This window comes from Vibrio sp. KMM 9700, from assembly GCF_058545285.1.
The window spans coordinates 2,281,070-2,307,916 of record NZ_CM178589.1 but is presented as its reverse complement, the minus strand read 5'-3'; the positions used below and the strand labels follow the sequence as shown (position 1 = coordinate 2,307,916).

The 26,847-nt window shown below is 42.0% G+C and carries 22 protein-coding genes and 1 pseudogene; 8 read left to right on the top strand and 15 right to left on the bottom strand.

Annotated elements, in window-relative coordinates:
- Positions 1 to 34: 34 nt before the first annotated feature.
- Entirely contained in the window at positions 35 to 2,866 is a 2,832-nt protein-coding gene (locus AC2VOY_RS10295; RefSeq protein WP_491831256.1) for an insulinase family protein, read from the top strand.
- A gap of 5 nt (positions 2,867 to 2,871) precedes the next feature.
- On the opposite strand, the gene AC2VOY_RS10290 is transcribed toward AC2VOY_RS10295, so the two are convergent.
- The 3 genes from AC2VOY_RS10290 to fadI form a co-directional block, all read right to left on the bottom strand.
- On the bottom strand, positions 2,872 to 3,216 hold the full coding sequence (locus AC2VOY_RS10290; RefSeq protein ID WP_491831255.1) for a YajD family HNH nuclease: 345 nt from the start codon (positions 3,214 to 3,216) through the stop codon (positions 2,872 to 2,874).
- A gap of 119 nt (positions 3,217 to 3,335) precedes the next feature.
- Positions 3,336 to 5,471 (bottom strand): fatty acid oxidation complex subunit alpha FadJ, encoded by a 2,136-nt coding sequence (fadJ, locus tag AC2VOY_RS10285; RefSeq protein ID WP_491831254.1) that lies wholly within the window; start codon positions 5,469 to 5,471, stop codon positions 3,336 to 3,338.
- Between the two features lie 8 nt (positions 5,472 to 5,479).
- Entirely contained in the window at positions 5,480 to 6,859 is a 1,380-nt protein-coding gene (fadI, locus tag AC2VOY_RS10280; protein ID WP_491831253.1) for an acetyl-CoA C-acyltransferase FadI, read from the bottom strand.
- Positions 6,860 to 7,234: 375 nt separating this feature from the next.
- Here fadI and AC2VOY_RS10275 point away from each other — a divergent pair, with 375 nt between their 5' ends.
- Positions 7,235 to 7,849, top strand: a complete 615-nt coding sequence (locus AC2VOY_RS10275; protein WP_491831252.1) for a sigma-70 family RNA polymerase sigma factor — start codon at positions 7,235 to 7,237, stop codon at positions 7,847 to 7,849.
- Positions 7,846 to 8,703, top strand: a complete 858-nt coding sequence (locus tag AC2VOY_RS10270) for a DUF3379 family protein (RefSeq protein WP_491831250.1) — start codon at positions 7,846 to 7,848, stop codon at positions 8,701 to 8,703. The genes AC2VOY_RS10275 and AC2VOY_RS10270 overlap by 4 nt, the downstream gene beginning before the upstream one ends.
- Positions 8,704 to 8,779: 76 nt before the next feature.
- Here the strand turns inward: AC2VOY_RS10270 and glyA are convergent, their stop codons facing one another.
- The 7 genes from glyA to gmhB all read right to left on the bottom strand — a co-directional run bounded on the left by glyA (position 8,780) and on the right by gmhB (position 17,277).
- The gene (gene glyA / locus AC2VOY_RS10265; protein WP_491831249.1) at positions 8,780 to 10,030 is read right to left on the bottom strand and encodes a serine hydroxymethyltransferase; all 1,251 of its coding nucleotides are present in this window, start codon (positions 10,028 to 10,030) and stop codon (positions 8,780 to 8,782) included.
- A gap of 188 nt (positions 10,031 to 10,218) precedes the next feature.
- Positions 10,219 to 11,226 carry an ABC transporter ATP-binding protein gene (locus AC2VOY_RS10260; RefSeq protein WP_491831248.1) on the bottom strand — a complete coding sequence of 336 codons (1,008 nt, stop codon included), beginning with the start codon at positions 11,224 to 11,226 and terminating at the stop codon, positions 10,219 to 10,221.
- 9 nt (positions 11,227 to 11,235) lie between these two features.
- Positions 11,236 to 12,330, bottom strand: a complete 1,095-nt coding sequence (locus AC2VOY_RS10255; protein WP_491831247.1) for an ABC transporter ATP-binding protein — start codon at positions 12,328 to 12,330, stop codon at positions 11,236 to 11,238.
- Positions 12,327 to 14,222, bottom strand: a complete 1,896-nt coding sequence (locus AC2VOY_RS10250; RefSeq protein ID WP_491831246.1) for an extracellular solute-binding protein — start codon at positions 14,220 to 14,222, stop codon at positions 12,327 to 12,329. Before AC2VOY_RS10250 ends, AC2VOY_RS10255 begins: the two co-directional genes overlap by 4 nt.
- A gap of 9 nt (positions 14,223 to 14,231) precedes the next feature.
- Positions 14,232 to 15,290, bottom strand: coding sequence for an ABC transporter permease (locus AC2VOY_RS10245; RefSeq protein WP_491831245.1), 1,059 nt, complete (start codon positions 15,288 to 15,290; stop codon positions 14,232 to 14,234).
- Positions 15,287 to 16,324 (bottom strand): ABC transporter permease subunit, encoded by a 1,038-nt coding sequence (locus AC2VOY_RS10240; protein WP_491831244.1) that lies wholly within the window; start codon positions 16,322 to 16,324, stop codon positions 15,287 to 15,289. Before AC2VOY_RS10240 ends, AC2VOY_RS10245 begins: the two co-directional genes overlap by 4 nt.
- Before the next feature lie 377 nt (positions 16,325 to 16,701).
- The gene (gmhB, locus tag AC2VOY_RS10235) at positions 16,702 to 17,277 is read right to left on the bottom strand and encodes a D-glycero-beta-D-manno-heptose 1,7-bisphosphate 7-phosphatase (protein ID WP_491831243.1); all 576 of its coding nucleotides are present in this window, start codon (positions 17,275 to 17,277) and stop codon (positions 16,702 to 16,704) included.
- Positions 17,278 to 17,538: 261 nt separating this feature from the next.
- Here gmhB and metN point away from each other — a divergent pair, with 261 nt between their 5' ends.
- The 5 genes from metN (at position 17,539) to AC2VOY_RS10210 (ending at position 22,052) form a co-directional block, all read left to right on the top strand.
- The gene (gene metN / locus AC2VOY_RS10230) at positions 17,539 to 18,573 is read left to right on the top strand and encodes a methionine ABC transporter ATP-binding protein MetN (protein WP_491831242.1); all 1,035 of its coding nucleotides are present in this window, start codon (positions 17,539 to 17,541) and stop codon (positions 18,571 to 18,573) included.
- Positions 18,563 to 19,240, top strand: a complete 678-nt coding sequence (locus AC2VOY_RS10225; RefSeq protein WP_491831241.1) for a methionine ABC transporter permease — start codon at positions 18,563 to 18,565, stop codon at positions 19,238 to 19,240. Before metN ends, AC2VOY_RS10225 begins: the two co-directional genes overlap by 11 nt.
- Before the next feature lie 74 nt (positions 19,241 to 19,314).
- On the top strand, positions 19,315 to 20,139 hold the full coding sequence (locus AC2VOY_RS10220; protein ID WP_491831240.1) for a MetQ/NlpA family lipoprotein: 825 nt from the start codon (positions 19,315 to 19,317) through the stop codon (positions 20,137 to 20,139).
- A 472-nt stretch (positions 20,140 to 20,611) separates the two neighbouring features.
- A complete protein-coding gene (locus tag AC2VOY_RS10215; protein WP_491831239.1) occupies positions 20,612 to 20,917 on the top strand; it encodes a hypothetical protein in 306 nt (101 codons plus the stop codon).
- Positions 20,918 to 21,755: 838 nt separating this feature from the next.
- On the top strand, positions 21,756 to 22,052 hold the full coding sequence (locus AC2VOY_RS10210; RefSeq protein WP_491831238.1) for a hypothetical protein: 297 nt from the start codon (positions 21,756 to 21,758) through the stop codon (positions 22,050 to 22,052).
- Positions 22,053 to 22,238: 186 nt separating this feature from the next.
- Here AC2VOY_RS10210 and AC2VOY_RS10205 read toward each other — a convergent pair whose 3' ends face one another.
- The 5 genes and pseudogenes from AC2VOY_RS10205 to AC2VOY_RS10185 all read right to left on the bottom strand — a co-directional run.
- Complete coding sequence (locus AC2VOY_RS10205; protein WP_491831237.1) at positions 22,239 to 23,282, bottom strand: ABC transporter ATP-binding protein; 1,044 nt, start codon at positions 23,280 to 23,282, stop codon at positions 22,239 to 22,241.
- Complete coding sequence (locus AC2VOY_RS10200; RefSeq protein ID WP_491831236.1) at positions 23,279 to 24,079, bottom strand: ABC transporter permease; 801 nt, start codon at positions 24,077 to 24,079, stop codon at positions 23,279 to 23,281. Before AC2VOY_RS10200 ends, AC2VOY_RS10205 begins: the two co-directional genes overlap by 4 nt.
- Positions 24,066 to 24,950, bottom strand: a complete 885-nt coding sequence (locus AC2VOY_RS10195) for an ABC transporter permease (RefSeq protein ID WP_491831235.1) — start codon at positions 24,948 to 24,950, stop codon at positions 24,066 to 24,068. The genes AC2VOY_RS10200 and AC2VOY_RS10195 overlap by 14 nt, the downstream gene beginning before the upstream one ends.
- A gap of 11 nt (positions 24,951 to 24,961) precedes the next feature.
- The gene (locus tag AC2VOY_RS10190; protein ID WP_491831234.1) at positions 24,962 to 25,780 is read right to left on the bottom strand and encodes an alkaline phosphatase family protein; all 819 of its coding nucleotides are present in this window, start codon (positions 25,778 to 25,780) and stop codon (positions 24,962 to 24,964) included.
- A gap of 11 nt (positions 25,781 to 25,791) precedes the next feature.
- Positions 25,792 to 26,763: pseudogene (locus AC2VOY_RS10185) on the bottom strand (ABC transporter substrate-binding protein); the annotation flags it as partial.
- Between the last annotated feature and the right edge of the window lie 84 nt (positions 26,764 to 26,847).

The following is a 26,847-nucleotide window of genomic DNA, read 5'->3' as shown; positions in this document are numbered from 1 at the left end:
ATTATCTAGTCTTTTTCTTCAAATGAGGTGAAATGTGCGCATCAGTCCCAATGATACTCGAAACTATCGTCAACTGGTTTTAGAAAATGGCCTCAAAATCTTACTAATTCAAGACCAAGATGCGCAAAAAGCCTCTGCTGCGCTTGCCGTGCGCGTTGGCCATTATGATGATCCCATTCATCGTCAAGGCTTAGCCCACTTTTTAGAGCATATGCTTTTTCTTGGGACTGAAAAATACCCGCAAGTAGGTGAATTTCAAGCCTTTATTTCGCGTAATGGCGGTACAAACAATGCGTGGACCGGAACTGAGCATACTTGTTTTTTCTTTGATATTCATGCGAAAGCCTTTGAAGGCGGTTTGGATAGATTTAGCCAATTTTTTATTGCGCCAACCTTTAACCCTGAAGCCTTAGACAAAGAGCGTCATGCGGTGCAATCTGAATTTGAGATGAAATATAAAGATGAGTCGCGTCGCCAATACCAAGTGCATAAAGAAGTGATTAACCCTAATCACCCTTTTGCTAAATTCTCCGTTGGTAATTTAGAAACCCTAAGCGATCAAGAAGATAGCAGTATTCGTGATGAAGTCATGGATTTTTATCACCAGGCTTATTCAGCAGATTTAATGACAGTTGTGATTGCTGCGCCGCATCCACTTGCGCATCAAGAAGCCCTTGCGCGTGAATATTTTAGTCCGATTCAAAACAATCATCTGGCAGATAAAAAAATTCTTGAGCCTTTGTGGCGTGAGCAAGATAAGCAGCAATTTGTCCATATCGAGCCAGAGAAAAAGAGCCGTAAGCTCACCCTTTCATTTTTATTCCCGGCGATGGATGATTCTTATCGCACCAAACCGCTCTCTTACTTTGCGCATTTACTTGGCGATGAAAGCCACGGCAGTCTGTTGCAATATTTAAAGAAAAAACGTCTGATCACCTCATTAAGTGCCGGCGGCGGGATCAGCGGTAATAACTTTCGTGAATTTACCATTAGCCTTGCCTTGACTAAGTTAGGTTTAACTCAAATCGACCCGATTATTGAGTCTGTGTTTTATTATATCGAGTTATTAAAGCAAGACGGGATAGCCAAATGGCGTTTTGATGAGAAAGCCGCTGTGCTTGAATCTGTATTTCGCTTTCAAGAGCGTGGCCGCTTGATTGATCTCACCTCTCACTTGGTCATGAATTTACAACTCTTTGATTTTGATGATGTCATCTATGGGGATTACATGATGACAGATTATCAAGAATCCGAGCTGCGTGACTTATTGCCTTATTTGAGTGTTGATAATTTACGCGTCACTCTCGTTGCCAGAAAGCAAAATAAGAATATTCCAAATAATGAATTTGATTTTAGCCAAGCGTTTGATAAAACTGCTGCTTGGTATGATACGCCGTATCGCGTGGCTAAGTTTACGCCAAAACAAATCCAAGCGTGGCAAGCACCAAAACCGATTGATGAGCTCTTATTGCCAAGACCAAACCCATATATATGCACAGATTTTGAGTCTAAAGCGAAACATGCTCATAGCGAGCCAAAACTGGTTCAAGAGTTAGATGGCTTTCGTTTATGGCATATGCAAGATAATGAATTTAATGTGCCAAAGGGCATGATTTTTATTGCGATTGATAGCCCGCATGCCGTCGCGACTACGGAAAATATTGTCAAAACAAGACTTTGTGTCGAAATGTTTTTAGATGCGCTTGGAGAAGAAACGTATCAAGCTGAAATTGCAGGCATGAGTTATGACATCAATGTGCACCAAGGTGGCGTCACTTTAAAAATAACTGGTTTCTCGCAAAAGCAAGATCAGCTCTTGGATGTGATCTTACAAAAATTCAGCGCTCGCAGCTTTAGCCAAGAACGTTTTGATTCCATTAAAAACCAGCTTAAGCGCTACTGGAAAAATAGCGAAAAAGACCGCCCTGTCACCCAACTATTTGGTCAAATGAGCGCTTTTTTACAACCAAACCATCCATCCGCATTAACCATGCACGATGCTTTGGTCAAAATTGAGAGCCAAGATCTCGCAACCTTTGTCGATGAAATGCTCTGTGAGCTCTATGTTGAGATGTTTGTCTATGGAGATAAAGATGAAGCGGAAGCTGTACGTCTAGCAGACAGCGTCAAACATGCATTAAGAGTAAAAAATCAACGTTATGAAGAATCTTTGCGTCCACTTGTGCTACTTAAAGATCAAAAAACTTTGGTTTATGAATATGATTGCCAGCAAGATGATGCAGCGGTGATCGCTTACTATCAAGCCAAAGAAGTCTCTGAGCAGTCAAGCGCCATTTATTTACTCGCAAACCACTTGATGTCTGCGGCGTTTTTCCATGAACTGAGAACCAAACAGCAATTGGGTTATATGGTTGGCACCTCGAATATGCCGCTTAAACGTTATGCTGGCCTTGTGCTTTATGTGCAATCGCCAAATGCCACCAGCCGCCAATTAGTGGCTGCAATTGATGACTTTTTAAATAATTTCTATCTGTTATTACTTGAGTTAAGCGAAAGTCAATGGCGTTATAATAAGCAAGGTCTTCTTAATAAAATGACCATGCCAGACAATAACTTATATGCACGCGGACAAAGATTTTGGACCTTAATTGGTACCAAGGACTACAGCTTTACGTTTAGAGAAAGAGTTTGTCAGGCGATAGAGAACCTAAGCCGTGAAGATATGATCCGCTTTGTTGTGCAAACGCTTAAACCAAGAACGGCGGACCGTTTACTGCTTCATACCCCAGAGAATCAGGAGCAGGAAGAACAAAGCCAAACTAAGCCATTGAGTCAAGAAATAGGAACAGCGATTCAATCTATTCGCCAGTTTCAAACTCAAGTGGCCAAGTTTGATAAAGAATGACGATATTACTTTTTCATCATTTCTTTTAAGTTTGCAAAAGGGTTAAACGTGGCAGCCACATGATCGTCCTCACCTGGGCGTACTGTGCTGCCATATCTGTCATGATCAAGATATTTTGAATGCTCATGATCATGGCAATATAAGCAAAGTAGCTCCCAATTGCTGCCATCTTCTGGGTTATTGCTATGATCGTGATCGATATGATGCACAGTCAACTCACGTAAATTCGAATATACAAACTCACGCGCACAGCGTCCACACACCCAAGGATAAAGTTTGAGTGCTTTTTCGCGATAGCCTGCTTCGGCGCGCTTATAGGTTGCGCTTGAGCCGTTAAAATCTGAAGACATAGTCCTTCCTGCATAAAAAAAGTGGTAACCCTGCAAAGATTACCACCTTTAATTTTAGATATGAAGTGATTCAGTGCCTGATATTCATCACCGTGATTCATATCAATATCAAGTCATACTCAATAAAAGCTTTGCCCTGTTTTCGCTCGTGTGACTAAAGCTTCACATGGCATAAAATGCTCCCCATAATCATTGGCAAATGCTTGCATCTCTTGAACAATGACATCTAGCCCAACACTATCCATATAATGGAATGGACCACCTAAAAATGGCGGGAAACCTATGCCAAAAATCGCCCCGATATCCCCATCGCGCGCGCTTTTTATAATCCCTTCATCGAGCGTGCGCACCGCTTCATTTAGCATTAAATAAGTACAACGTTTTGCTATCACTTCTGGGTTTAATGACTCATCAATACTGATATTGAGTAACTCATATACTTTTGGATCGACCTCTTTTTTAGCCGTTTTTTTACACTTCGTATATTTATAAAAGCCCTTACCTGACTTTTTGCCTAAGCGCTTATCTTCAAGCAAAATATCAAATAGATTCGGCGCACTAAACCTTGAGCCGAAAGCTCTCTCCAATATAGGCGTGATTTTTGCGCCAATATCCACGCCGACTTCATCCAAAAGATTCATTGGGCCCACAGGGAAACCAAAGTCGACCAATGCTTTATCAATTTTTTCAACTGGCTCACCAGAAACCAAAATACGTGCAGCCTCATTCATATAAGGGGCCAAAATACGATTGACATAAAAACCAGCTTTATCTTGCACCACAATTGGTGTTTTGCCTTGCGCTTTTGCCAGTGCTACCGTCGTGCTAATCGTCTGCGCAGAAGTGCTTTGGTGTGGGATCACTTCAACCAAAGGCATTTTTTCAACTGGGCTAAAGTAATGCAAGCCTATGATATTTTCAGCGCGTTTAGCATTGGCAGCAATATCAGCAATCGGAATCGATGAGGTATTGGTAGCAAAAATGATTTTATCAGCGCAATGCACTTCCACTTCGGCAACCATTTGTTGTTTTAACTCAAGATCTTCAAACACAGCTTCGGCGACTAAATCTAAGCTTTGAAAGCCAGTGAAATCAACCCCACCAGAGATCTTTTGCATTTGATATTGCACTTGCCTTGGGTGATAAATGCCACGCTTTTGCGCCGCTAACAATAACTTATGGCTATATTGCAGCCCTTTTAGTACTCCGTCGTGCGCCACATCCTTAATTCGTACCGATTTATTGGCTTTAACTGCGCTTACATAGGCAATTCCTGCGCCCATCAAACCGCCACCTAAAACGCCAATAGATTGAACATCTTGCGGCTTGGCATCGGCGCCTCGATCTTTTTTCAGCGCTGTTTGACTAAAGAAAATATGGCGTAATGCCTTGGACTCTGGGCTCATCACCAGCTCGCCAAAAGCATTTGCTTCTTTTTCAAGCCCAGCTTTAAAGCCTTTTTGCAGACCTGTGGCGATGGTTTCTAAAATCAAATCTATCGCAGGATAATTATTCCTAGCTTTAGCTTGGGCTTTTTTACCTGCTTCTTTTAAAATTAACTTGCTTCCCAATCCTGTCGCCGCAAGCTGAGATTTTTTATCGAGCTGACGTTTTGGTTTTTCTTTTTGTGCGTAAGTGCTCGCAACTTGATTTAAAATACTCACTGGCACCAATGCATCAGCCAGTCCAAGCTTCTTGGCTTTTTTCCCCCGCACTTGCTTACCGGTTAATATTAAATCCAAAGCATTTAGTAAACCAATTAAGCGCGGCATACGCTGGGTGCCACCAGAGCCAGGCAAAAGCCCAAGTTGAACTTCTGGCAGGCCGAGTTTGGTTTTATCATCATCAGACACCACCCGATAATCACACGCCAATGCAAGCTCCATTCCACCGCCTAAACATGGCCCGTGAATCGCTGCAACACTGGTGATTTTTAAACTGGCGATACGATCAAAAACTTCTTGGCCAAAACGAGCAATCTTGCTGGCATCTTGCGCAGTTTTGCAAGCATCAAGCATACGTATATCGGCGCCGGCAACAAAGTTATCTGGCTTTTTAGAATAAATAACTAAACCTTTAATTGCTGAATTTTGCTCGATACTTTGCAGCAGTTCATTCATTTTATCGACAAAAGAGGCTTGTAGCGTATTCATTTTCTCATTTGGAACATCAATCGCAAGCCAAGCAATATTTTGCCCATCGAGCTCTAGGCTAAGAGCATCAGGCTGAGTATGAGTGTGACTTTCTTGTGACATATTGCCTCCTATTCGCTTGCTTTTTCAGCGCTTTCTTTGCCAGTATTGCTCATCTTTGCATCTAGCTTATCCACTTCAACCTTATCCACCTCAAGAATGAGCGCAGCGCCAAGGCCACCTGCGGCGCAGGCAGTATTGAGCGCCACTCCGCCGCCACGACGTTTTAGCTCACGCAAGGTTTGAGTGATCATCCGCGCGCCAGTAGCAGCAAATGGATGCCCATAAGCAAGCGAGCCGCCTAGCACATTAAACTTATCCATATTCACTTGGCCTGTGGCTTTTTCGCGCCCAAACACATCTTTAGCAAATTCATCACTGGCAAACATTTTTAAATTTGAGAGTGTTTGCGCCGCAAAGGCTTCATGCATCTCGATTAAATCTAAGTCATCAAGAGTTAATCCTGCACGCTCTAAAGCCAGTGGTGTGGCATAAGATGGGCCCATCAGCATATCGACTTTGGCTGCGTTGCCGGTAAAGGCGTAAGATTTTAAATAGCCAAGCACTTCATATCCAAGGGCTTTGGCTTTACTTTCAGTCATCATCAGCACTGCCGCCGCGCCATCTGTGAGTGGCGTACTATTAGCCGCAGTCACGCTGCCAAACTCGCGGTCAAAAGCAGGCTTTAGCTTGGCATAGCCTTCAAGCGTGGAGTCAAAACGAATATTATTATCTTGTGAAATATGTTCGCGATACGGCTCAGGATAGGCAGTCATCACTTCATCATCGAGCAGGCCATCTTGCCAAGCTTTGGCTGCAAGTGTATGCGATCGATGGGCAAATTCATCTTGCTGCGATCTTGAAATGCCGTGACTTTTTGCCATTTGCTCAGCTGTTTGCCCCATAGATAAGCCCGTGGAATACTCTGACACGCCAGGCGCTTGTGGGACGAGATCTTTGAAAGATAAACGTTTAAAAATACTTAGTTTTTGAGACAAGGTTTTGGCTTTACTTAATTCAAGTAAGCTTTGCGCGAGCTTTTTCGTCACGCCAATCGGCAGCACAGATGAAGAGTCAGCGCCACCAGCAATCCCGACTTCAATGTTGCCTGCCATCATACTCTCGGCAATATTAACCACTGATTGAAAGCTCGTTGCACATGCGCGCGTCACGCTATACGCATCGGTTGAAACCGGCATTCCGGTGCCTAAAACAATTTCGCGGGCGATATTTGGCGCAGATGGCATTTGCACCACTTGCCCAAATACAACTTGCTCCACCAATTTTGGATCAAGTCGACTGCGATTTAATAATTCTTTGACGACCATCTTGCCAAGATCAACGGCAGGCACTTCCTTAAACACTGTTCCCTGACGCGCAAATGGGGTACGTAACCCTTGTACGATCGCAATGCGATCACCATTTGGGGTTTGAATCTTTTGTTTTTTCATAAAACTCCCTTTTTTTGTCAAGCCGTGAGAATAAAGGTCGGATCACTTGTTATCTAATGGTAATCTAACAGTAAATAAGTTGTAACGTTTAAACTTTTACAAAAATTGCTACTCAGTGCAAAGATCACTCTAAAGCTAACTTAAAAAGCTGATATTTAGCTTTCAGATCAAGCGCACAATAATGAGTAAAATAAAACCTAGACATTAGTTTTAGGCAAAAAAACTAGGGATAAATTGACAGCATTTTTAGCATCAAGGTATAACTAGGGGATACTTAATGCAAAACTTATGTGCGCATTTTAAAACTCATATTGATGAGAAAAACTTAAGTAAGTCTGATACTTATTTTTGAAACTTAAGTTTGGGAGAATTCATGTGTCAATAGTTCAAGGAACGGGAAAGAAAACCAGTTCAGATAAGGTCTTATCTAGTGCGGAAAGGCAGCAGCGTTACGATCTGCTCGTCACCAAATATTATAAAGATCTTTATCGTTATGGATACTGGCTGACTAAAGACAAACAAGTCACTGAGGATTTAGTTCAAGAAACTTGCCTGCGTGCATGGAAGTCTTTGGACAGTTTGCAGGATCCTAATGCAGCAAAATCCTGGCTAATCATGATCTTACGTCGTGAAAATGCACGTCGTTTTCAGCGTAAGCAATTTGATTTAGTCAACATAGATGATGAAGTCGATGCTGGCAAAACTTCAGATGATTCTCACCACCAAAGTGTTTGGCTAAAAGAGCAGATTTTAGAGCTTGAAGCCGAATACAGCGAGCCACTCTTTTTACAGGTGATCGGCGGTTTAAGTGGGGAGGAAATAGCTGAAATATTAAATTTAAATAAAAACACAGTGATGACCCGCTTGTTCCGCGCCCGAAACCAGTTAAAACAGAGGTTGGATAATATGAATTCATCACAAAATCAAGCAAATGCAGAAAGTAAGAAGACTGCATCGACACAGACTATTTCTGAAGGAGAAAGCAAATGAACCAGCAACAGGTTGAAGAAGCACTTTTTGCCGATCCTTACATTGACACACCTGAAGTTTTAGAAATGATCAAGCAAGATCAAAAACTTGCTATGCTCCAACAAGAATTACAACAAGCAGATGCTGAATTGGCCAAAGCATTTGATGTTGAAATTCCTGAAGGTCTCGAAGCAAGACTCAAGCAAATTCCATTCGATCATCCGCTCACAGAATCCGACCTTGATGACCAAACAGCCCAAAGTACTGTTGATATCCAAGATTTAGATATCTTTAGTACTAAAGAGCCATCAAATGCGGCTATGCCTAACAAGGAATCGAACGTAAAGCAGATTAATTTCTCTAAGCCAGCGCTCGCCCTTGCTGCAAGTGTGATATTTTCTGTCGGCCTTGCCGCTGGGCAAATTAACTGGGGAAATATTTTGGTCTCCCCTGCTAATGCGCAAGTGGAGCAACTCGTCAACCATATCCAAAAAGAAAGCCATCTTGTGCCGACTAAAGCTGTGCATTTTACGCCAGAGCAAATAAACTCTAAGCTTGAAGCCTATGGTTTGGCCTTAACGGATGAGTTTCCATATCCAGTGAACTATGTGAATAACTGCGGTTTTATTAATGGCGAGCATGCTTTGCATATGCATATTCAAGGCCAAACAGCTGATATCACTGTATTTATTGCGCAAGAAGAGATGATGCTAGATAAATTTGAAGCGCAAGGCTTTAAAGGTATCAACTATCCATTAGAACAAGGCGGTTATATTGTGCTGATGACTCAAGGCGATGATGATCTCGCGCATATGGCGCAAGTAATTGCTGAAGATATGCAAACTGTGACTAACTCTCACTCACAAGCGATATAATCTCTATTTTGAGTGCTAAAAAAATGCCACCCCAAACTTGAGGTGGCATTTTTATGTCTGTTATAAAAACGCTAGATTAAGCGTAAACAGGTAGACGCTTACAAATTGCAAGAACCTTTTGCTTAGTTGCCTCAATCACGCTTTCATCTTCGATGTTATCTAAAACATCACACATCCAGTTTGCAAGTTCAATCGCATCAGCTTCAGTGAAACCGCGACGGGTAATCGCAGGCGAACCCACACGGATACCAGAAGTGACAAACGGGCTGCGTGGATCGTTTGGCACACTGTTTTTATTGACTGTGATATTGGCACGGCCAAGCGCAGCATCTGCATCTTTACCTGTGATATCTTTGTCAATTAAATCAACTAGGAACAAGTGGTTTTCAGTTGAACCAGAAACGATTTTGTAACCGCGCTCGATGAAAGTTTTCACCATAGCTTTTGCGTTTTGTACCACGCGGCCTTGGTAAGCTTTAAACTCTGGCTCCATTGCTTCTTTAAATGCAACGGCTTTTGCTGCGATCACATGCATAAGCGGGCCACCTTGACCACCAGGGAATACAGCAGAGTTTAGCTTTTTATACATGTCTTCACCTGCGTTTGATAGGATCAAACCGCCGCGAGGACCAGCAAGTGTTTTGTGCGTTGTTGTGGTTACCACGTGTGCGTGTGGCACAGGCGTTGGGTAAACACCCGCAGCGATAAGGCCTGCAACGTGCGCCATATCAACGAAAAGATACGCATTAACTTTATCAGCGATTTCACGCATACGTGCCCAATCAACTACTTGAGAATATGCAGAGAAGCCACCAATAATCATTTTTGGTTTGTGCTCAAGCGCGAGCTGCTCCATTTCTTCATAGTTGATTTGGCCAGCTTCATCAATACCGTAAGGGATAACATTGTAGTGCTTACCAGAGAAGTTTACTGGTGAACCGTGCGTCAAGTGACCACCGTGCGCAAGGCTCATACCTAGCACTGTATCACCTGGGTTTAGCAGCGCCATATAGACTGCGCTGTTTGCTTGTGAGCCTGAGTGAGGCTGAACGTTTGCATATTCACAATCAAAAAGCTGACAAGCGCGATCAATCGCTAGCGCTTCTGCTTTATCAACAAATTCACAACCGCCGTAGTAACGCTTACCAGGATAACCTTCTGCATACTTGTTTGTTAGCTGCGTGCCTTGCGCTTCCATCACGCGTGGGCTGGTGTAGTTTTCTGATGCAATCAATTCAATATGTTCTTCTTGGCGACGAGTTTCCTCTTCAATCGCAGCAAAAAGCTCTGCATCATAATCAGCAATATTCATGTCACGCTTTAGCATCTTCTTCTCCTGAAAATCCAACTAAGGTTATAAAATGGTAAACACTAAAAAGTATTCAAAAAGCAAAACGCAAACGTTTACGTCAAGCAAATAATGGGCATATTCTACCTAAAATAATCACTTTCTCAATATATGATTTCGCTTTTTTCATCCCTTTTTTTAAAATAATCTTTACTACAATTTCACATTTATTTTGTGGTTTTTATCTGATGTTTTGGCATTGCCGCCACTTCATATAAAAAACAACTCACGCATTGATCTTGCCCAACTGCCTGCATGTCTGGCTTTAAATGACGACAATGTGGCATCACTTTTGGACAACGCGATGCAAACCGGCAGCCTTGCGGTGGGTTAATGGGTGATGGCAACTCACCTTTTAAACTTACTCTTTGCTTCTGTCCGCGCTGGCTTGGATGCGAGATAGGAATAGCTGAGATCAAGGCTTGAGTATATGGGTGACGCGGGCTTTGATAGATGGTTTGCGCATCACCATATTCAACAATTTCCCCTAAATACATCACAGCGATCTGATCCGATACATGACGCACCACGGATAAATCATGGCTAATAAAAAGTAAGGTTAACCCCATATCGGCTTGTAAATCGAGCAATAAATTTATAATTTGCGCTTGAACCGACACATCCAGCGCAGAAACTGACTCATCACAAACAATCAGTTTTGGCTCAAGCGCTATCGCACGCGCGATCCCGATGCGCTGCTTTTGCCCACCAGAAAACTCATGTGGGTAGCGGCTTAATGCGCTTAATGGCAAGCCAACTTTTTGAATTAAATCTCGCACCCAGACTTTGCGCTCAACATCTGTCCCCAGCCCATGAATAATATAAGGCTCTTCCAAGATCATTTCTATCGTATGTCTTGGATTGAGTGACTCGGCTGGGTCTTGCAAGATGATTTGCATATTCTGGCGCATCTGTTTGAGCTTTTTGCCCTTTATCCCCATTACAGATTCTTTGCCAAATTTAATCTCACCTGCTGTAGGCTGATAAAGCTGCAATAAGGCGCGGCCAAGCGTGCTCTTGCCACAGCCCGACTCGCCAACTAAGCCTAAGGTTTGTCCTGCTTTGATTTCAAAATCAACCCCATCAAGTGCCTGCACGGTATAACCTTTGCCAAAAAGCTTTTTGCCGCCAGAAAAATGCTGAGTGAGGTTCGTAACTTCCAATATATTCGGCATAGTGACCTCTTATTTAACTAGCTTTAAAGGCGTTAATTTGTCAAAGAAATGACAGCTCACAAGATGCTTAGCATTTGCTTGACGCAGCTCGGGCCTTTCTTGATGGCACTTATCTTTGACATAAATGCAGCGATTGGCAAAACGGCAGGCTTTAGGCATTTCATCCAAGGCAGGGACACTGCCCTCTATGGTCTTAAGTTTTGTTTTCGCCTTTGTGGTGTTTGATGGTATCGCTGAAATCAAGCCTTGTGTATACGGGTGTTTAGGGTGATCAAATAACTCAAATACATCACAAGATTCAACCACTTGCCCTGCATACATAACCACTACATCATCACACAATTCAGCGATCACGCCAAGATCATGGGTGATAAAAATTATCGACATGCCGGTTTCTTGTTGCAGCGCTTGCATCAAATCTAAAATCTGCGCCTGCACCGTCACATCCAATGCTGTTGTCGGCTCATCACAAATCAAAATATCTGGCTTGGCAGCCAACGCAATCGCAATCACCACCCGCTGACGCATGCCACCAGAAAGCTGATGTGGATATTCATTTAAACGCAGCTCTGGAGACGGTATTTTAACTTTTTCAAGCATAGCTAACGCATCTTGGCGTCTTTGCTGTGTATTTAAGTCTTTACGATGCAGTTTATACACTTCTTCAAGCTGCTTCCCTATGGTTTGGACTGGATTTAACGCTGTCATAGGATCTTGAAAAATCATTGAAATTCGATTACCTCGAAGCGCATGCAAGTCTTTTAATTGAAGGCTTGTAAGCTCAATGCTGGCATCTTCTAAAAGTGCTAAATTCTCTTGCTTATGCGTGCTTGGGAAATAATGGATTTTCCCTTGCGTGACTTCGCCATAAGGTCTTGGCAATAAACCCATTATCGACATAGCGGTGACACTTTTACCGCAACCAGACTCCCCAACAATTCCTAAGGTTTTGCCACGCTTAAGGGAAAAACTAACTCCATCTAGCACTTTTAGGATTTTATCTTGGCCTAAATGCTCTGAATCTTCCGTGCTAAATTGCACAGCTAAAGACTCGACACTAAGTACGATTTGTTGCGCTTTGGCTTGATTTTGAGCGAAACTCATTGCGCTGCCTCCTGCTCAGATTCATCTAACATCTGGGTTAAATCCGGCTCTGATTTAATTTTATAAGTTTCATCTAGCCAAATTTTTGGCTCAAACGCCACATCATCTCGCTTGGCTTGCAAGGTTTTCTCTTTTTCATCTAGATCAATCCAAAAGGTGCTCATGCTTCCCATGAAACCGCCACCTAAGAATAAGTAATTGGTTTGCTTAGTCATAAATTGTTCAGGAAATTTTAAGTAACGCCAAAAACCAACGCGTGTATAAGGCACCATAAAGCCACTGATGATCACCTTAGCATCATCAATTTGTTGCTGAATTTGCCTTGATAAGGCGCGCTTTTTTTGCGAATCAAATTCACTGCGAAATGCATCGATAAGCTTATCTAACTCTGGTGACGAATAATTAGTAAAGTTATTGGTTTGCGGCTTATTCGCATTGGTTGAATAAAAATATTCCCAATAAGCAGGGATACTTGAAGTGCCCATATCATGGAAAGATATTTGATGTTTTTTCTCGAGCACAAACTTAAACATGCTGGAGCCATCAATCAAGTTGAGCTCTAAATCAACCCCTGCAAGCTTTGCTTTTTCTCTTAAATAAGCCAGACGCGGGGTATGCGCTGAGGTGGCATAAGTGACGACAAAACTTAGTCGCTGCCCTTTTGCATTCGTGCGCACGCCTTGATCATCAAGCTGATTAAAGCCTGATTTTTCAAACCATTGAATGGCAAGTTTAGGATCAAAGACAGGCGCTTTGATCTCTGAGTTATCATACTCACCATGACCAAAACCCATAGGGTTAGGTTTGCGAATATAATCCCCACGCAAAACATCTTTGAGCATGCCATCATAATCAATCGCATAGCCAAGGCCGGTGCGGATATTAATATCATCTAAAAGCGGCATCGCGGTGTTGAGCCACATCCCACCAGCGCCAACCGGTGCTTGGTTATAACCCCATGCTTTTTGAATATAGCCTTTGTCATATAACTCCCCTTGCGCCTTTTCATGCCATAACACAGGGCGAATCAAAGGGTAAGCATCTAAATAACCTTTTTCAAAGTAACGCATCGCAATATCAGGGTCGCGGATCACCCGCAGGCTAATTGCCGCCACATTAAATCTATGTTGATAATAAGGAATCTCATAGCCCCACCAGTCTTGCCCCACATGCTTAAAGCTGACCTTTTTGCCTTTAATGATCTTATCGATAAAATAAGGCCCAGTGACTGGCTCGATTTTAAAGTTATAGCGACGCACATAATCATCGGCTATCCCGTCATTGTCTTCATCTTTTTCAGGGTTTGCATAAAAATGTGCCGGCTTAGGCTGTAAGTTCACATAATCTAAAAGCTCGTCTTCGCTTCTTTTTTTGCCTGACACAACTTGAATAGTCAAATCATCAAAAACATTTATCTCTTTGATTTCATTTGTATAAAAATCATTATACCAAGGCGCAATAATATTTTTTGAGCGCATTAATTGGAGCATAAAAGTGAAATCTTTAGCCGTCACTGGCACCCCATCACTCCAACGTGCATTGGGGTTAATTTTAAAATAAACACTTTGATCATCCCCAGCTAGCGCCCAACTTTGCCCAATCGACGGGAGAAATTTATCCGTATTTGGATGCTTATCTAAAAGCGCAAGGTTAGTGCCACGCAGCCATGCGGCAAAGGTGCCATTCGAATCAGGCCCTAAAGTGCGAAATGTTTGCGGAAAGCTTGAAATATAAGTGCGAAACACGCCACCAAATTGCGCATCTTTGGACGCAAATAAAGGCTCTTGCAGGCCAGTTTGCCAGTTTAAATCTTTGGGTAAGTCATCAAGGCTTAAAGCGGCGCTTGGCAAACTAAAGGTCAATAAAAACAAAAAATAGCTCAATAATTTCATCTTTATTCCCTATCGATATTGAGTAAAACGTTTTGGATCAAAGGCTTCACGCACCGCCTCACCAATAAATGTAACCATCATCAAGACCCCAACAATTGCCGCCACGACCGATGATGCGATCCACGGGGAATCTAAATTCGATTTGCCTTGTTGCAACAACTCGCCCCAACTTGGCGTTGGTGGACGCAAGCCTAAACCTAGGTAATCCAAAGCGGTTAAAGCCGTGATATTACCGACAATCGTAAAAGGCGCGAGCGTAACTATCATCACCATGGTATTGGGCAAGATATGCTTGAGCAAAATTCGCCAATTGGAGGCGCCCAAGGCTTTGGCTGCAAGGACATAATCACGGGATTTTTCTTTATAGGTCATGCTGCGCATATACCAAGTCATCCCCATCCAGCCAAATAAGACGTTGATCAAACAAAATAAAAAGAAGGTTGGCTTGGTAATGGAAACCAAAATCATGATCACATATAAAAACGGCACCATGGACCAAACTTCTATGCCACGCTGCATAAATAAATCAAACTTACCGCCCCAAAAACCCATTGCGCAGCCGACCACAACCCCTATCGCATAGCTTACGATCATAGTTAAAAAGGCAAAGCCAATTGCGATCCGAAAGCCATAGACAAGGCGCGCTAAAATATCTCGGCCAAGCGTGTCTGTGCCTAAATAGTGTTTATCTTCAGCGCTGGGCGCACTTGGGGGGAAGTCTTGGCTAAAGTCTTGCTCAAATGCATTCCAAGGCACAAGCGGCATCAGCACAAAATCCCCTTGGGTTTGCTGCGCAAGCTCGCCTTTTTGCATCTTATCTTTGAGCTCACGATAGTTAGTTTCAGACGGGTAGCCTAGATCAAAAGTATCACCGCCTATTACTGCGCCATAGGTTGGAAAATACAGCTCGCCTTGATAACGCACCACAAGCGCTCGACTATTAATCAAAAGCTCAGCAAAAAGTGCAAGTAAACATAGACTTAATAAAATCAAAAATGACCAATAACCACGCTTAATTGAGCGAAAACGTTGAATTTTCTTTTGCGTTAATGGGCTAAACTTCATCATTGGCCGCCTCCAAATTTCACTCGTGGATCAACCAAGGCCACACAGATATCCGATAAAATATTGCCAAACATCAGCAGCAAGGCATTGATAGCCAAAAGCCCCATCACCACAGGGTAATCACGCTCGACAATCGAGTCATAACCAAGCAAACCTATACCATTTAGATCAAACACAACTTCGATTAAAAATGAGCCGCTCATAAAAAAGAGTAAGGAGTTCCCAAAGTGACTCGCAACAGGGATCAAGCTATTACGCAGCGCATGTTTGCGTACAGCTTTAGAAAAAGGTAGCCCTTTGGCAATAGCGGTGCGCACATAATCAGCAGCCAAGTTTTCCATCAAGCTATTTTTCATTGTCATGGTAAGCAGAGCAAAATCACCAATTAGATAACAAAATAATGGCAAGGCGGCATGCCAAAGCACATCTTTGACTTGTTCAAATGGGGTCAGAAAATCAAAATCATCGGAAACAAAACCGCCCAGCGGGAAGTAATCATATTGATAACTTAAAAAGGTGATGAGCAAGACACCGATAACATAACCGGGTAAGGCAAAGCCAACAAATATGGCAATAGAGGAAGCGGAATCAAAAAAACTTTGGTGTTTAATGGCTTTGAAATAGCCCAGCGGAATAGAAATTAAATAACTGATAAGAAAAGTCATTGCGCCATAAAAGAGCGACACTGGCATGCGCTCGGCGATCATCTCTGTGACAGGTTCAAAGTAGCGTGTGGACTCGCCCAAATCAAGGCGAATAAACTTGCCAAGCCATTCAAAATACGCCGGAATGATAGGTTTATCTAAGCCATAAAAAGCATTTAACTCGGCAAGTTCTTCATCCGATAAAAGGCTTTGATTGCCTGCATGGGTGGTGGAAACACTAGTGCCCACATCTGCGCCCTGAAACTGCGCACTTTGCAACATACGCTCCACCGGCCCGCCCGGCACAAAGCGAGTCAAGGCGAACACCATTAAGGTGATCCCGATAAAGGTTGGAATAATAAGTAGCAGTCGCCGAATAATATAGGCTGTCATGGTGATAATTTCCTATCCTTGGAAAAATAAAACATCATACAGATTTAACGCTATGATTTAATTTAGATTATTATTTTCATTTTGATACATTTTATGCCAACTTTGATTCGTCAAAAGCGCATAATTTCAAGATATAAGTATACCCCAAAACATTCAAGATGCAGCGCTAAATATTCAGGACATATCATATAATTCAAAATGATACAGTCAAAATAGTTGGAATTGCAGCAAGGCAACAAGCGAGGAATCCCTAGGAGCATATAAGAATATGTGACTAGGGTGACGCAGAGCAGTTAACACCGCTGCAGTTTCAAATATGAAGAGTATAGCGATATAACTTATTGCCTAGCTCAGTTATTTATGACGCAACTAATCAGTTATTGCGCAGCTAACCAATCTGGCACTTGGTTGATATCATCAAGCACCACATCTGCTAAAGCTTCACCGGTTTCAGTCACAGGTTTACCTGAGCGCACTAAAATTTTAGTTGTTACCCCAGCTGCGTCGGCTGCCATCAAGTCTTCGGCTTTATCACCCACCATCACAGATTGGCTCATATCTATTTTTAGAAAATCACGCGCTGATAAAAACATCCCAGGTTTTGGCTTTCTGCAATCACAATCTTGCTTATATTCGCCTTGCCCTTCTGTGGCGTGATGCAGGCAATAATAGATGCCATCAAACTCCACACCATTGTCAACAAAGTTCCAGTCCATCCATTCGGTTAAAGCTAAAAACTCATCTTCAGAGAAATAACCACGCGCCACGCCAGATTGGTTGGTCACCAAGACCAGCATATAGCCCATCTGTTTCAATTTTTTAGTCGCTTCAAACACACCTTCGATATATTCAAAGTCATCCACTTTGCCGACATAACCATGATCTTTGTTGATCACACCATCTCGGTCTAAAAATACAGCTTTTTTAATTGATTGGTTCGCAGAATTGGACACAGCTCTTCTCACTTGATTGCAGACATTTAGGTAAATTATTACATGCTTAGGATTATTCCCCAAGATATTCATCACATCTGTTAACTTTGTTTTGGACGTTTTATAGGCATTCGCACTTTTTAGCCGTCTAGACGTAAAAATATCTATTGACTTCAAATCAGCGAAGCCATAGCATGAAGTGAATGTTAATAAAATGCAGCAAAATGGATGTTGAAGATCGCACTTGTAGATTTCAAGATTAGCTGCCAGCTAGGTTTACTCATGATTAAGATTAATCAAGTCAATAAAATATTTGAGACAGGTGGCAAAACCATCCATGCCCTCAAAGATATTAATTTAGAGATCCCGCAAGGGGAAATTTTTGGTGTGATTGGCTCATCGGGCGCAGGTAAAAGTACCTTGATCCGCTGCGTGAATATGCTTGAAGCGCCAACAAGTGGCACAGTTGAAGTTGATGGCTTAATGCTGACAGACTTAAATGAAGCTAAGCTTAGCCAGGCACGTCGTAATATCGGCATGATTTTCCAACACTTTAACCTGCTTTCATCACGCACTGTGTTTGATAACGTGGCGCTTCCGCTTGAACTTGCCAGTGCTGATGCAGCGCATATCAAAAGCAAAGTCACAGAATTATTAGACCTTGTTGGCCTTAGCGATAAACATCAAAGCTACCCATCAAATTTAAGTGGTGGTCAAAAGCAGCGTGTGGCAATTGCCCGCGCCCTTGCAAGCGATCCGAATGTATTGTTGTGTGATGAAGCGACGAGTGCGCTGGATCCTGCGACCACACATTCAATCTTAAAACTGCTTAAAAAAATCAACCAAGAACTCGGCTTAACCATTCTTTTGATCACTCATGAAATGGAAGTGGTGAAAAGCATTTGCCATCAAGTGGCGATTATCGGCGGTGGCGAGTTGGTTGAAAAAGGCAGTGTGAGTGATATTTTTGCTCATCCAAAAACTGATTTAGCGCGTGAGTTTATTCGCTCAACCTTAGATTTATCGATTCCAGAAGATTATCAAGCACGTTTAAAACCAAGCCCTGAGCCAAATCACTTCCCACTTATTCGCCTCGAATTTACTGGCGCGAGTGTGGATGCGCCTGTGATCAGCCAAGTGTGCCGTAAGTTTGACGTTGATATCAGCATTTTAAGCTCCAACATGGACTATGCCGGTGGCGTTCGCTTTGGCCTGATGATGGCTGAGTTCTTCGGTGAAGCCGAGGCAATCGAGAAAGCAATTGCTTACTTACGTGACAAGCAAATCAAATTAGAGGTACTAGGTTATGTCGCTTAATTCAATTTTAGATTGGCTATCTTTTAATAGTGGCCTACTTTTAGGCGCAACCGGTGAAACCTTATATATGGTTGCGGTCGCTGGCATCGTCGGCGTTGTCTTTGGGATCCCGCTAGGCGTGATTTTACATATCACCAAAAAAGGCGGCTTAAAAGAGAACTTAAAAGTAAATCAAATCTTAGGCGCTATCGTGAATATCGGCCGTTCTGTGCCCTTCTTAGTGCTAATGGTAGCGATTATTCCAGTGACTAAAATGCTAGTCGGCACCTTCATTGGCACCACAGCGGCGATTGTTCCACTCACCATTGGTTCGATTCCATTTGTGGCGCGTTTAATTGAAGGCGCACTTTTAGAAGTCCCAACTGGGCTTGTGGAAGCCGCGCAAGCTATGGGCGCACGCCCAATGCAAATTATTACCAAGGTATTGCTTCCTGAAGCCATGCCAACCATAGTCAACTCGATCACTATTACTTTAGTGACGCTGGTGAGTTATTCGGCAATGGCTGGTACTGTTGGCGGCGGCGGTCTGGGTGATGTTGCCATTCGTTATGGTTTCCATCGTTATGATCTAACCATTATGGCGGTAACAGTTGTACTTTTAATTATTTTAGTGCAAATTATTCAATCAATTGGCGATCGCATTGCTGCTGCAGTTGATCATCGATAAGTTTACAATTACAAGTAAAGATAAAAACAGTATCCCTATTTTGGAATCTGGGAATTATTCAAATGGAGTTCTATATGTTATTTAGCAAACTACTAAAAAGTAAAAAATTACTGGCTGCGATTGCTGCAACCTCTGTACTCGCGCTTTCAGGCTGTGGCAGTGAAGAAGCAAAAGATATGTCTAAAATCAAAGTTGGCGTAATTGCTGGCGCTGAAGCACAAGTTGCTGAAGTGGCTGCAAAAGTTGCCAAAGAAAAATACAACCTAGACGTTGAGCTAGTCACCTTTACAGATTATGTGACGCCAAATGCTGCGCTGGATGATGGTTCAATTGATGCGAACGCATTCCAACACAAACCATATCTAGACAAGCAAATCAAAGACCGTGGCTATAAGCTTTCAGTGGCGGGCAATACACTTGTTTACCCAATTGCTGGCTACTCGAAAAAAATCAAATCTGTTGATGAGCTAAAAGATGGCGATCGCATTTCTATCCCGAATGATCCAACAAACCTTGGCCGTTCATTAATCCTTCTTGAAAAACAAGGCTTAATCAAACTACGTGAAGGTGCTGGCCTTGAAGCAACAGTTCGTGATATCGAGGAAAATCCAAAAAATCTTGAGATCGTAGAACTTGAAGCGCCGCAACTACCTATCTCTTTAGATGACGTTGCAATCTCTGTAATTAACAGCACTTTTGCAAGCAGCATCGATCTAACACCTGCGAAAGATGGTCTTTTTGTTGAAGACAAAGAATCGCCATATGTAAACCTTATCGTTGCACGTGAAGACAATGTTCAAGATGAAAACGTACAAAACTTCGTTAAGTCTTATCAAACAGATGAAGTGTTCGCTAAAGCTGATGAGCTATTTAAAGGTGGCGCAGTTAAAGGCTGGTAATTAGGCTTTAAAACAAGACCTAGTTCAAAGAAAACGAAGTAATATGGATGTAAATCCAATAAAAAGATAAAAAAATTCATTTTTTTTAATTTAAGACCTCATTATTTTTAATGGGGTCTTTTTTTATATAAAAAACAAAACCCTACAACTCATCCGACCTTTTAATGAGACCTCGCTCACAATTTTGCCTATTTTTTAACCTAATGATAAATCTATTATTTTAAAAAACCTATATCCACATGTTTTAGTCAAGTAATTTGACATACCCAAAAAATGTGACATAGTTAACACATCAAGTTCACATAACGCTTTAAAACATGATGCAGATCACACGGAAATGTATCACAGCAGTGAATATTGAGAGAATAGTCGATGTGAATCAGGTTATTCTTAGTTTGTTAAATTTAAAGAATAAGCTGTTTTCAATGAGTTAGACTCCTCAAGCATCTTATTTAAAGGAATAGGTACTGACATGAACACTTTTAAAACTACTTCATTAATCGTTAGCGTTTTAACTTTAGGTATGATTTTTGCAATGCCGGCCAATGCAGGGAAACAAGCGAGCCAAACGGTTGTTTTTCGTGGTGTAGTCGATAAATCTATTCCTACATTTAATCCTGAGAAACTTGCGCGTATTCAAGCGCAAAATGGTCAAACTCAAGGTATTGTGTTTAATAGCAATACCACTGAGAAAAACCATGCGGCATATGCAAGCAAAAGCTCGCAATATACAGTGAGCCAAAACAAAAAAGTTTCTGTTGTTAGTCTTGGTATGTAATAAAGGCTAAGAATATAATCACCTAGCGCACTGCTGGGTGATTTATAGTTGAACGTAAAATAGTCTTACTCGCAACTATAGCCCCAAAAAGCCCTAGCCGACGTCACTGTCGCTGGGGCTTTTTATGTTTACGTATAATCCAAGCAGGATCTATGCATGTTTTATGCAAAGTAAGCTCATGGCGGATAGAGTTCAACTCACTAGACTTTTTGATAATCATTTCAGTCAAGCTTGCCTCTTCAATCCTTCGCTCTTATTCCTCGCTTGCGATGCGCATCCATAGACTTTCAAATTCTATTTAACCAAGAATTCAAAAATAATAAACACCCCTCTGCGCTTTAAATAAGTCGAAGAATAGGCGCCATTTTCAACTTAAAACAAGATCGCCTTCAAAAAAATAAAGTAAAACGAGTGTAAATATCCCTAAAAAACAAAAATAATTTAATTTTTTTCATTTTTAATCATCATTATTTTTTGAATGGTCTTTTATTGTATAAAAAACAAACAACTATAACTCATCCGACCTTTTAATGAGACCTCACCCACACTTTTGCCTATTTTTTAACCTAATGATAACTCAGTAATTTTAAAAAACCTATACCCACACGCTTTAGTTGGTTAATTTGACATCTCACAAAAATGTGACATAGTTAACACATCAAGTTCACAAAACGCTTTAAAACATGATGCAAATCACACGAAAATGTATCACAGCAGTGAATATTGAGAGAATAGTCGATGTGAATCAGGTTATTCTTAGTTTGTTAAATTTAAAGAATAAGCTGTTTTCAATGAGTTAAACACCTCAAGCATCTTATTTAAAGGAATAGGTACTGACATGAACACTTTTAAAACTACTTCATTAATCGTTAGCGTTTTAACTTTAGGCATGGTTTTTGCAATGCCAGCCAATGCAGCAAAACAAGCAAGCCATACGGTTGTTTTTCGTGGCGTAGTCGATAAATCTATTCCTACATTTAACCCTGAAAAACTTGCTAAAATCCAAGCGCAGCAAGCTGCAAAAAATGGTAACGTACAAGCGCAAAATGTTGTATATAACAGCAACACAACAGCTAAAAACCTTACTACTTATGCAAATAAAAGCTCACAATATACAGTGAGCCAAAGCAAATAAATTTCTGTTGTTAGCCTGCATGCTTTAATCAGGCTAAGAATATAATCACCGACCACACACAAGGTGATTAATAGTTGAACGTAAAATAGTCTTACTCGCAACTATAGCCCCTAAAAAAACCTAGTCGACTCTGTCGCTAGGTTTTTTTTTGTTTGTTATTTAGGCTTATGTAATGAAGCACAAGCGTTAGGCCGCTTGCACAGGTTTGATCTCGTTTAAGTTAAAACATAGATCAATCTGCTGACCAATCCCGATTAAACGTTCTTGTGAGCGATTCAATAAATCAACCGTTAATTCAGGCTGAGCTTGCGCGCACATTTTCACTTGATAGCGGATCACATTGCCTAATAGCTGAGCGCTTAAGATTTCTGCCCGAATCGGAGCCGACACGTGCTCAGGATATACTCGCCCTTGCTCATGCACATAAATCGACTCCGGACGAACTGCTAACTTAGACTGGCTTTGGATGTTAAATAAAGCGCTCGCATCTTCTGCGCTCAATAAATTGTAATGACCCATAAAACCTGCCACAAATTCATTTGCAGGCTGAGTATAAATATCTTCTGGGCGCCCCTGCTGAACGATCTTCCCTTTATGCATTAAGAAAATGCGATCTGACATTAACAAGGCTTCTTCTTGATCATGGGTGACAAAAATTGTCGTGAGATTCATTTCTTTTTGGATCTGGCGAATTTGAACCCTCAAATGCTTCCTAATTTTGGCATCAAGCGCAGATAACGGCTCATCGAGTAACAAAATACGTGGCTCCATGACTAATGCACGCGCCAGTGCAACACGCTGCCTTTGACCACCAGAGAGTTGATGCGGATACTGTTTCTCTTTACCTTCAAGCTCAACCAGTCGAACCATTTTCGCAATTCGTTTCTCGACCTCATCAGTGGGCATTTTTTTTACTTTCAAACCAAAGCCGATATTGCCTGCCACCGTGAGGTTGGGAAATAAAGCATAAGATTGGAACACCATGCCAATGCCACGCAATTGCGGTTGATGATGCGTAATATCTTCACCATTGACCTCTATCACGCCTTGATCAACGCCGTTTAAGCCTGCCAGACAACGCAAAAGAGTGGATTTACCACAACCACTTGGCCCAAGTAAGGTAATAAATTCGCCCTGCGCAATCGAGAAATTAATATTTGCAAAGACGCAATTGTTGGCAAAGGATTTCTCAAGCCCTGAGACCTTGACATAGTTTGAATTTGAAGTCATTTTTGCTCTCCTTGGCTAAAGCGACTAGCAAGCCAAGTTAAAATAAAGATAAATACAAAGTAAGTAATTACTAACGCTGAGGTGAAGTGACCGCTGGTTTGGCGCATGTTATAAAGATAAATTTGCAGGGTTTCAAAGCGCGTCCCCACCAAAATATTGGCAAAGACAAACTCACCTAGCAAAATTGAAAAAGATAGAAATAAAGAGGACAGCAAACCTTTTTTTAGATTCGGCAAAATCACCTTGAAAAACGCTTGCGTGGTTGAGGCGCCAAGTAAATGCGCAGCGTCCATCAAGTCGTGCAAGGCTATCGCCTTAAAGTTGTTCGCAATGGAGCGATAGATAAAAGGAAACACGATCGTGAAGTAAGTACCGACTAAGATCCAAGGCGTGCCAACTAAAGGAATTGTGCTATCGGCATACAGCTGCAATAAGCCAACCGAAGAGACTACAGGCGGCACAGCAAAAGGCAGTAAGATAAAAAAGCCCATGACTTTATCTAGTTTTGGATAGTAATAAAAAATCACAAATATTGCCGGCACGATTAAGGCAAAGCTCAGCGCTAAACTGCCGATCCCAAGCAGTAAGGAGCGTCCAAATGCCGCCAAAAAGCGCGTATCGGTAAGCAATTGGATATACCAATCAAAGGTAAACCCATCTGGCAGCACACTTGCGCCCCATTTGGAGGCAAATGAGTAAATAATGGTGGCTAAAATCGGCACCAGCATGATAAAAATAATTGAAAAAACAATAACCTTATGCCCGCAATGCTCTTGCCCCTGCTTAACCTTTTGCATGATAACTCCTTGAAATAAGCATTTGATTCACAAGAGATATAAAACCTAGCAAGACAAGTAATAAGACGGAGATTGCTGCCGCTAAATTTGGCTCAAGGAAGAGATCCCCCGAAACTAAACTTGCGATGCGAATGGTGACCAAATTATAGTTGCCACCAGTTAAGGCATATACGCTGGCATAAGCGCCCATCGCATTGGCAATCAAAATAATAAATGTACCGAGCAGCGCTGGCATCAAAATCGGCAAGGCGACACGCAAGCGATATTGATTGCTGCTTGCGCCTAATAAGGCCGCAGCTTCTTTCCAATCTGCTTTTAAGCTATCAAAAGCTGGGTATAACAAAAGTGCAGCCAGCGGGATCTGAAAATAAACATAAATCACCAAAAGTCCCCACTTGCCGTATAAATTAAAGTCTTCTATCAAGCCATATTTTTTAAGCAGTAATGTAAAAGCGCCGTTGACGCCCAAAATAATAATGAAGGCAAAAGCAAGCGGCACGCCTGCAAAGTTACTGCTCATGTTAGTAAAAGCTATCACCCCATCGCGCAATCTATTGTCTAAATGACGCAAAGATGAAACCAGTAGCGCCGCGATAAATAAACCGATTGACGCCGAGGATAGTGACAACCAAATACTGTTATGAAAGCCTTGTAGCATAAACTTGGAGCTAAGCACTTCTTGATAATGCGCCAATGACCAAGCGCCATCAGCAATGAAACTGTTGACTAACACCCACAAAGTGGGCGCTATTTGAAAGAGGTAAAAAATAACTGCAAATGGAAGTAGGTAGAGGCTAGGTTTTAAAAACTTCAGTTTTGTTTTTAGTTTGTTGTGTGATGACGCAGCTTTGTCACTTAATTGGAGAGACATACTTCTTGCTCCTATTTATCATTTAAGACGTGCAGGCAAATATCTTTTTGATGCGCAAGCCCTAATAACTCACAGACTAAGCCACATAAGTGCGTTTGTTCGACTCGGGTGTGGTTTTCATGATGCGTAGAAAATGCCTCACCAATCAAAAATAAAGGGACTTCACGCTCACAATCTAAAATTCCGCCATGAGAGCGGTCATCATTCATGCCGTGATCACTGGTCACTATGACTTGATAGCCAGCTTGCAACCAAGTTTGCAAAAAGTTAGATAAAATAATATCGGCATGGCGAGCGCTGTTACGATATTGCGCCGAATCAAGGCCAAATTTATGCCCGGTATCATCAATATTCATCGGATGCACCAAAAGAAAATCAGGCTGATAAGTGACTCGGAGGTGATCCGCATCTAGAAATAAGGCTTCATCTGGGTAGTGATCCCAGTGATAAAAAATACCATGCTGAATATTAAGTGACGTATCATGAGTAAATCTATCTCGCTCAGCTTGATATGGGGCGCGGTTATACAACTCACTGACCCAATGGTAAGCCGCGGCGGCCGTTGTTTTTTGCTCGGCGCGTGCAAGGCTGAAAATAGATTCTTGATGGGACAGACGCACCACTTGGTTGTGCACTATGCCGCTGTCCACCGGCGCGACACCGGTCAAAATGCACTCATAAAGCGGACGAGACATAGAAGGTAATTCAGATTTAATCTTATACAGACTCGCTCGATTCTTCTCAATTAAACCATTTAAGTAGCCCATACACTCATGAGCTACTTGGTAATTGAGGCCATCAAGAACAACGAGGATGACCTTATGGTTCATAATCTTGCCTTTTATTCTTGGTTAATCAGTACATTTTCTTGCCATAAACGCGGCAATTGGCGTGCTGATTTTTCCCATGCATCAAAATTCTCAATTGGGTGAACATTTTGATATTGTGAATCAGGTAAAAGTTTATCTTTAATTGATTGCGGCAAAGTTACTTCGGTGCGAATTGGTCGTGCATAGCCATCGGCAAGATTGATTTGACCTTTATCGCTAAAGATATATTCACGCGCAAGCTTGGCTGCATTTGGGTTTTTCGCATATTTATTGATGATAGTTGTGTAACCTGAGATCACTGAACCATCCTGGGGAATGCTTACCGTAAAGCGATCACGCTCGATTTGGTCGCGATAGTTCAGCGCATTAAAGTCCCACATAATCGCAACTTCAACTTCGCCTTTCTCTAAGTTGGCTACATTTGGATCGGTAAAAGCAAGGCGACCTTGTTTAGCCAGTTCGGCAAAAAACTCAATCGCAGGTTTTAGGTTGGTTTCATCACCACCTTTGGCGAAAGCGGCAGCAAGCACAGCATTATTCGCTTGCGCGGCCACCCCGACATCACCGACTGTTACTTTGTAGTCCCCTTTAAGTAGGTCATCCCAAGTTTTCGGCGGATTTTTAACTAGGTTATTATTTGAAATGAAAGCAATGGTGCCCGTGTAGGCAAGCGCCCAATGGCCATCTTTATCTTTTGCCCAATCTGGAATGCTGTCCCATGTACTTGGTTTGTAGGCTTGAGTCACGCCTTTAGCCACAGCGGTGCGCGCAAATGCCATGCCGATATCACCAATATCTGCGGTCGCGTTGCTTTTCTCTGCTTCAAATTTAGCTATTTCTTGCGCCGAACTCATGTCCGTATCTTGGTGCTCAATCCCGTATTGAGTTTTAAGATCCTGCCATGTCGCTTTCCAGTTTGCCCAAGTATCAGGCATGCCAACACTATAAACTTGACCTTCAGCTTTGGCTTGCTCAATCAATTGCGCTTGAGTGTCCGCTTGTGCAAAAAGAGGTGTGGTAATTAAACTTGCCATCATGGCAGATAAAGCCAGTACACGTTTCATATG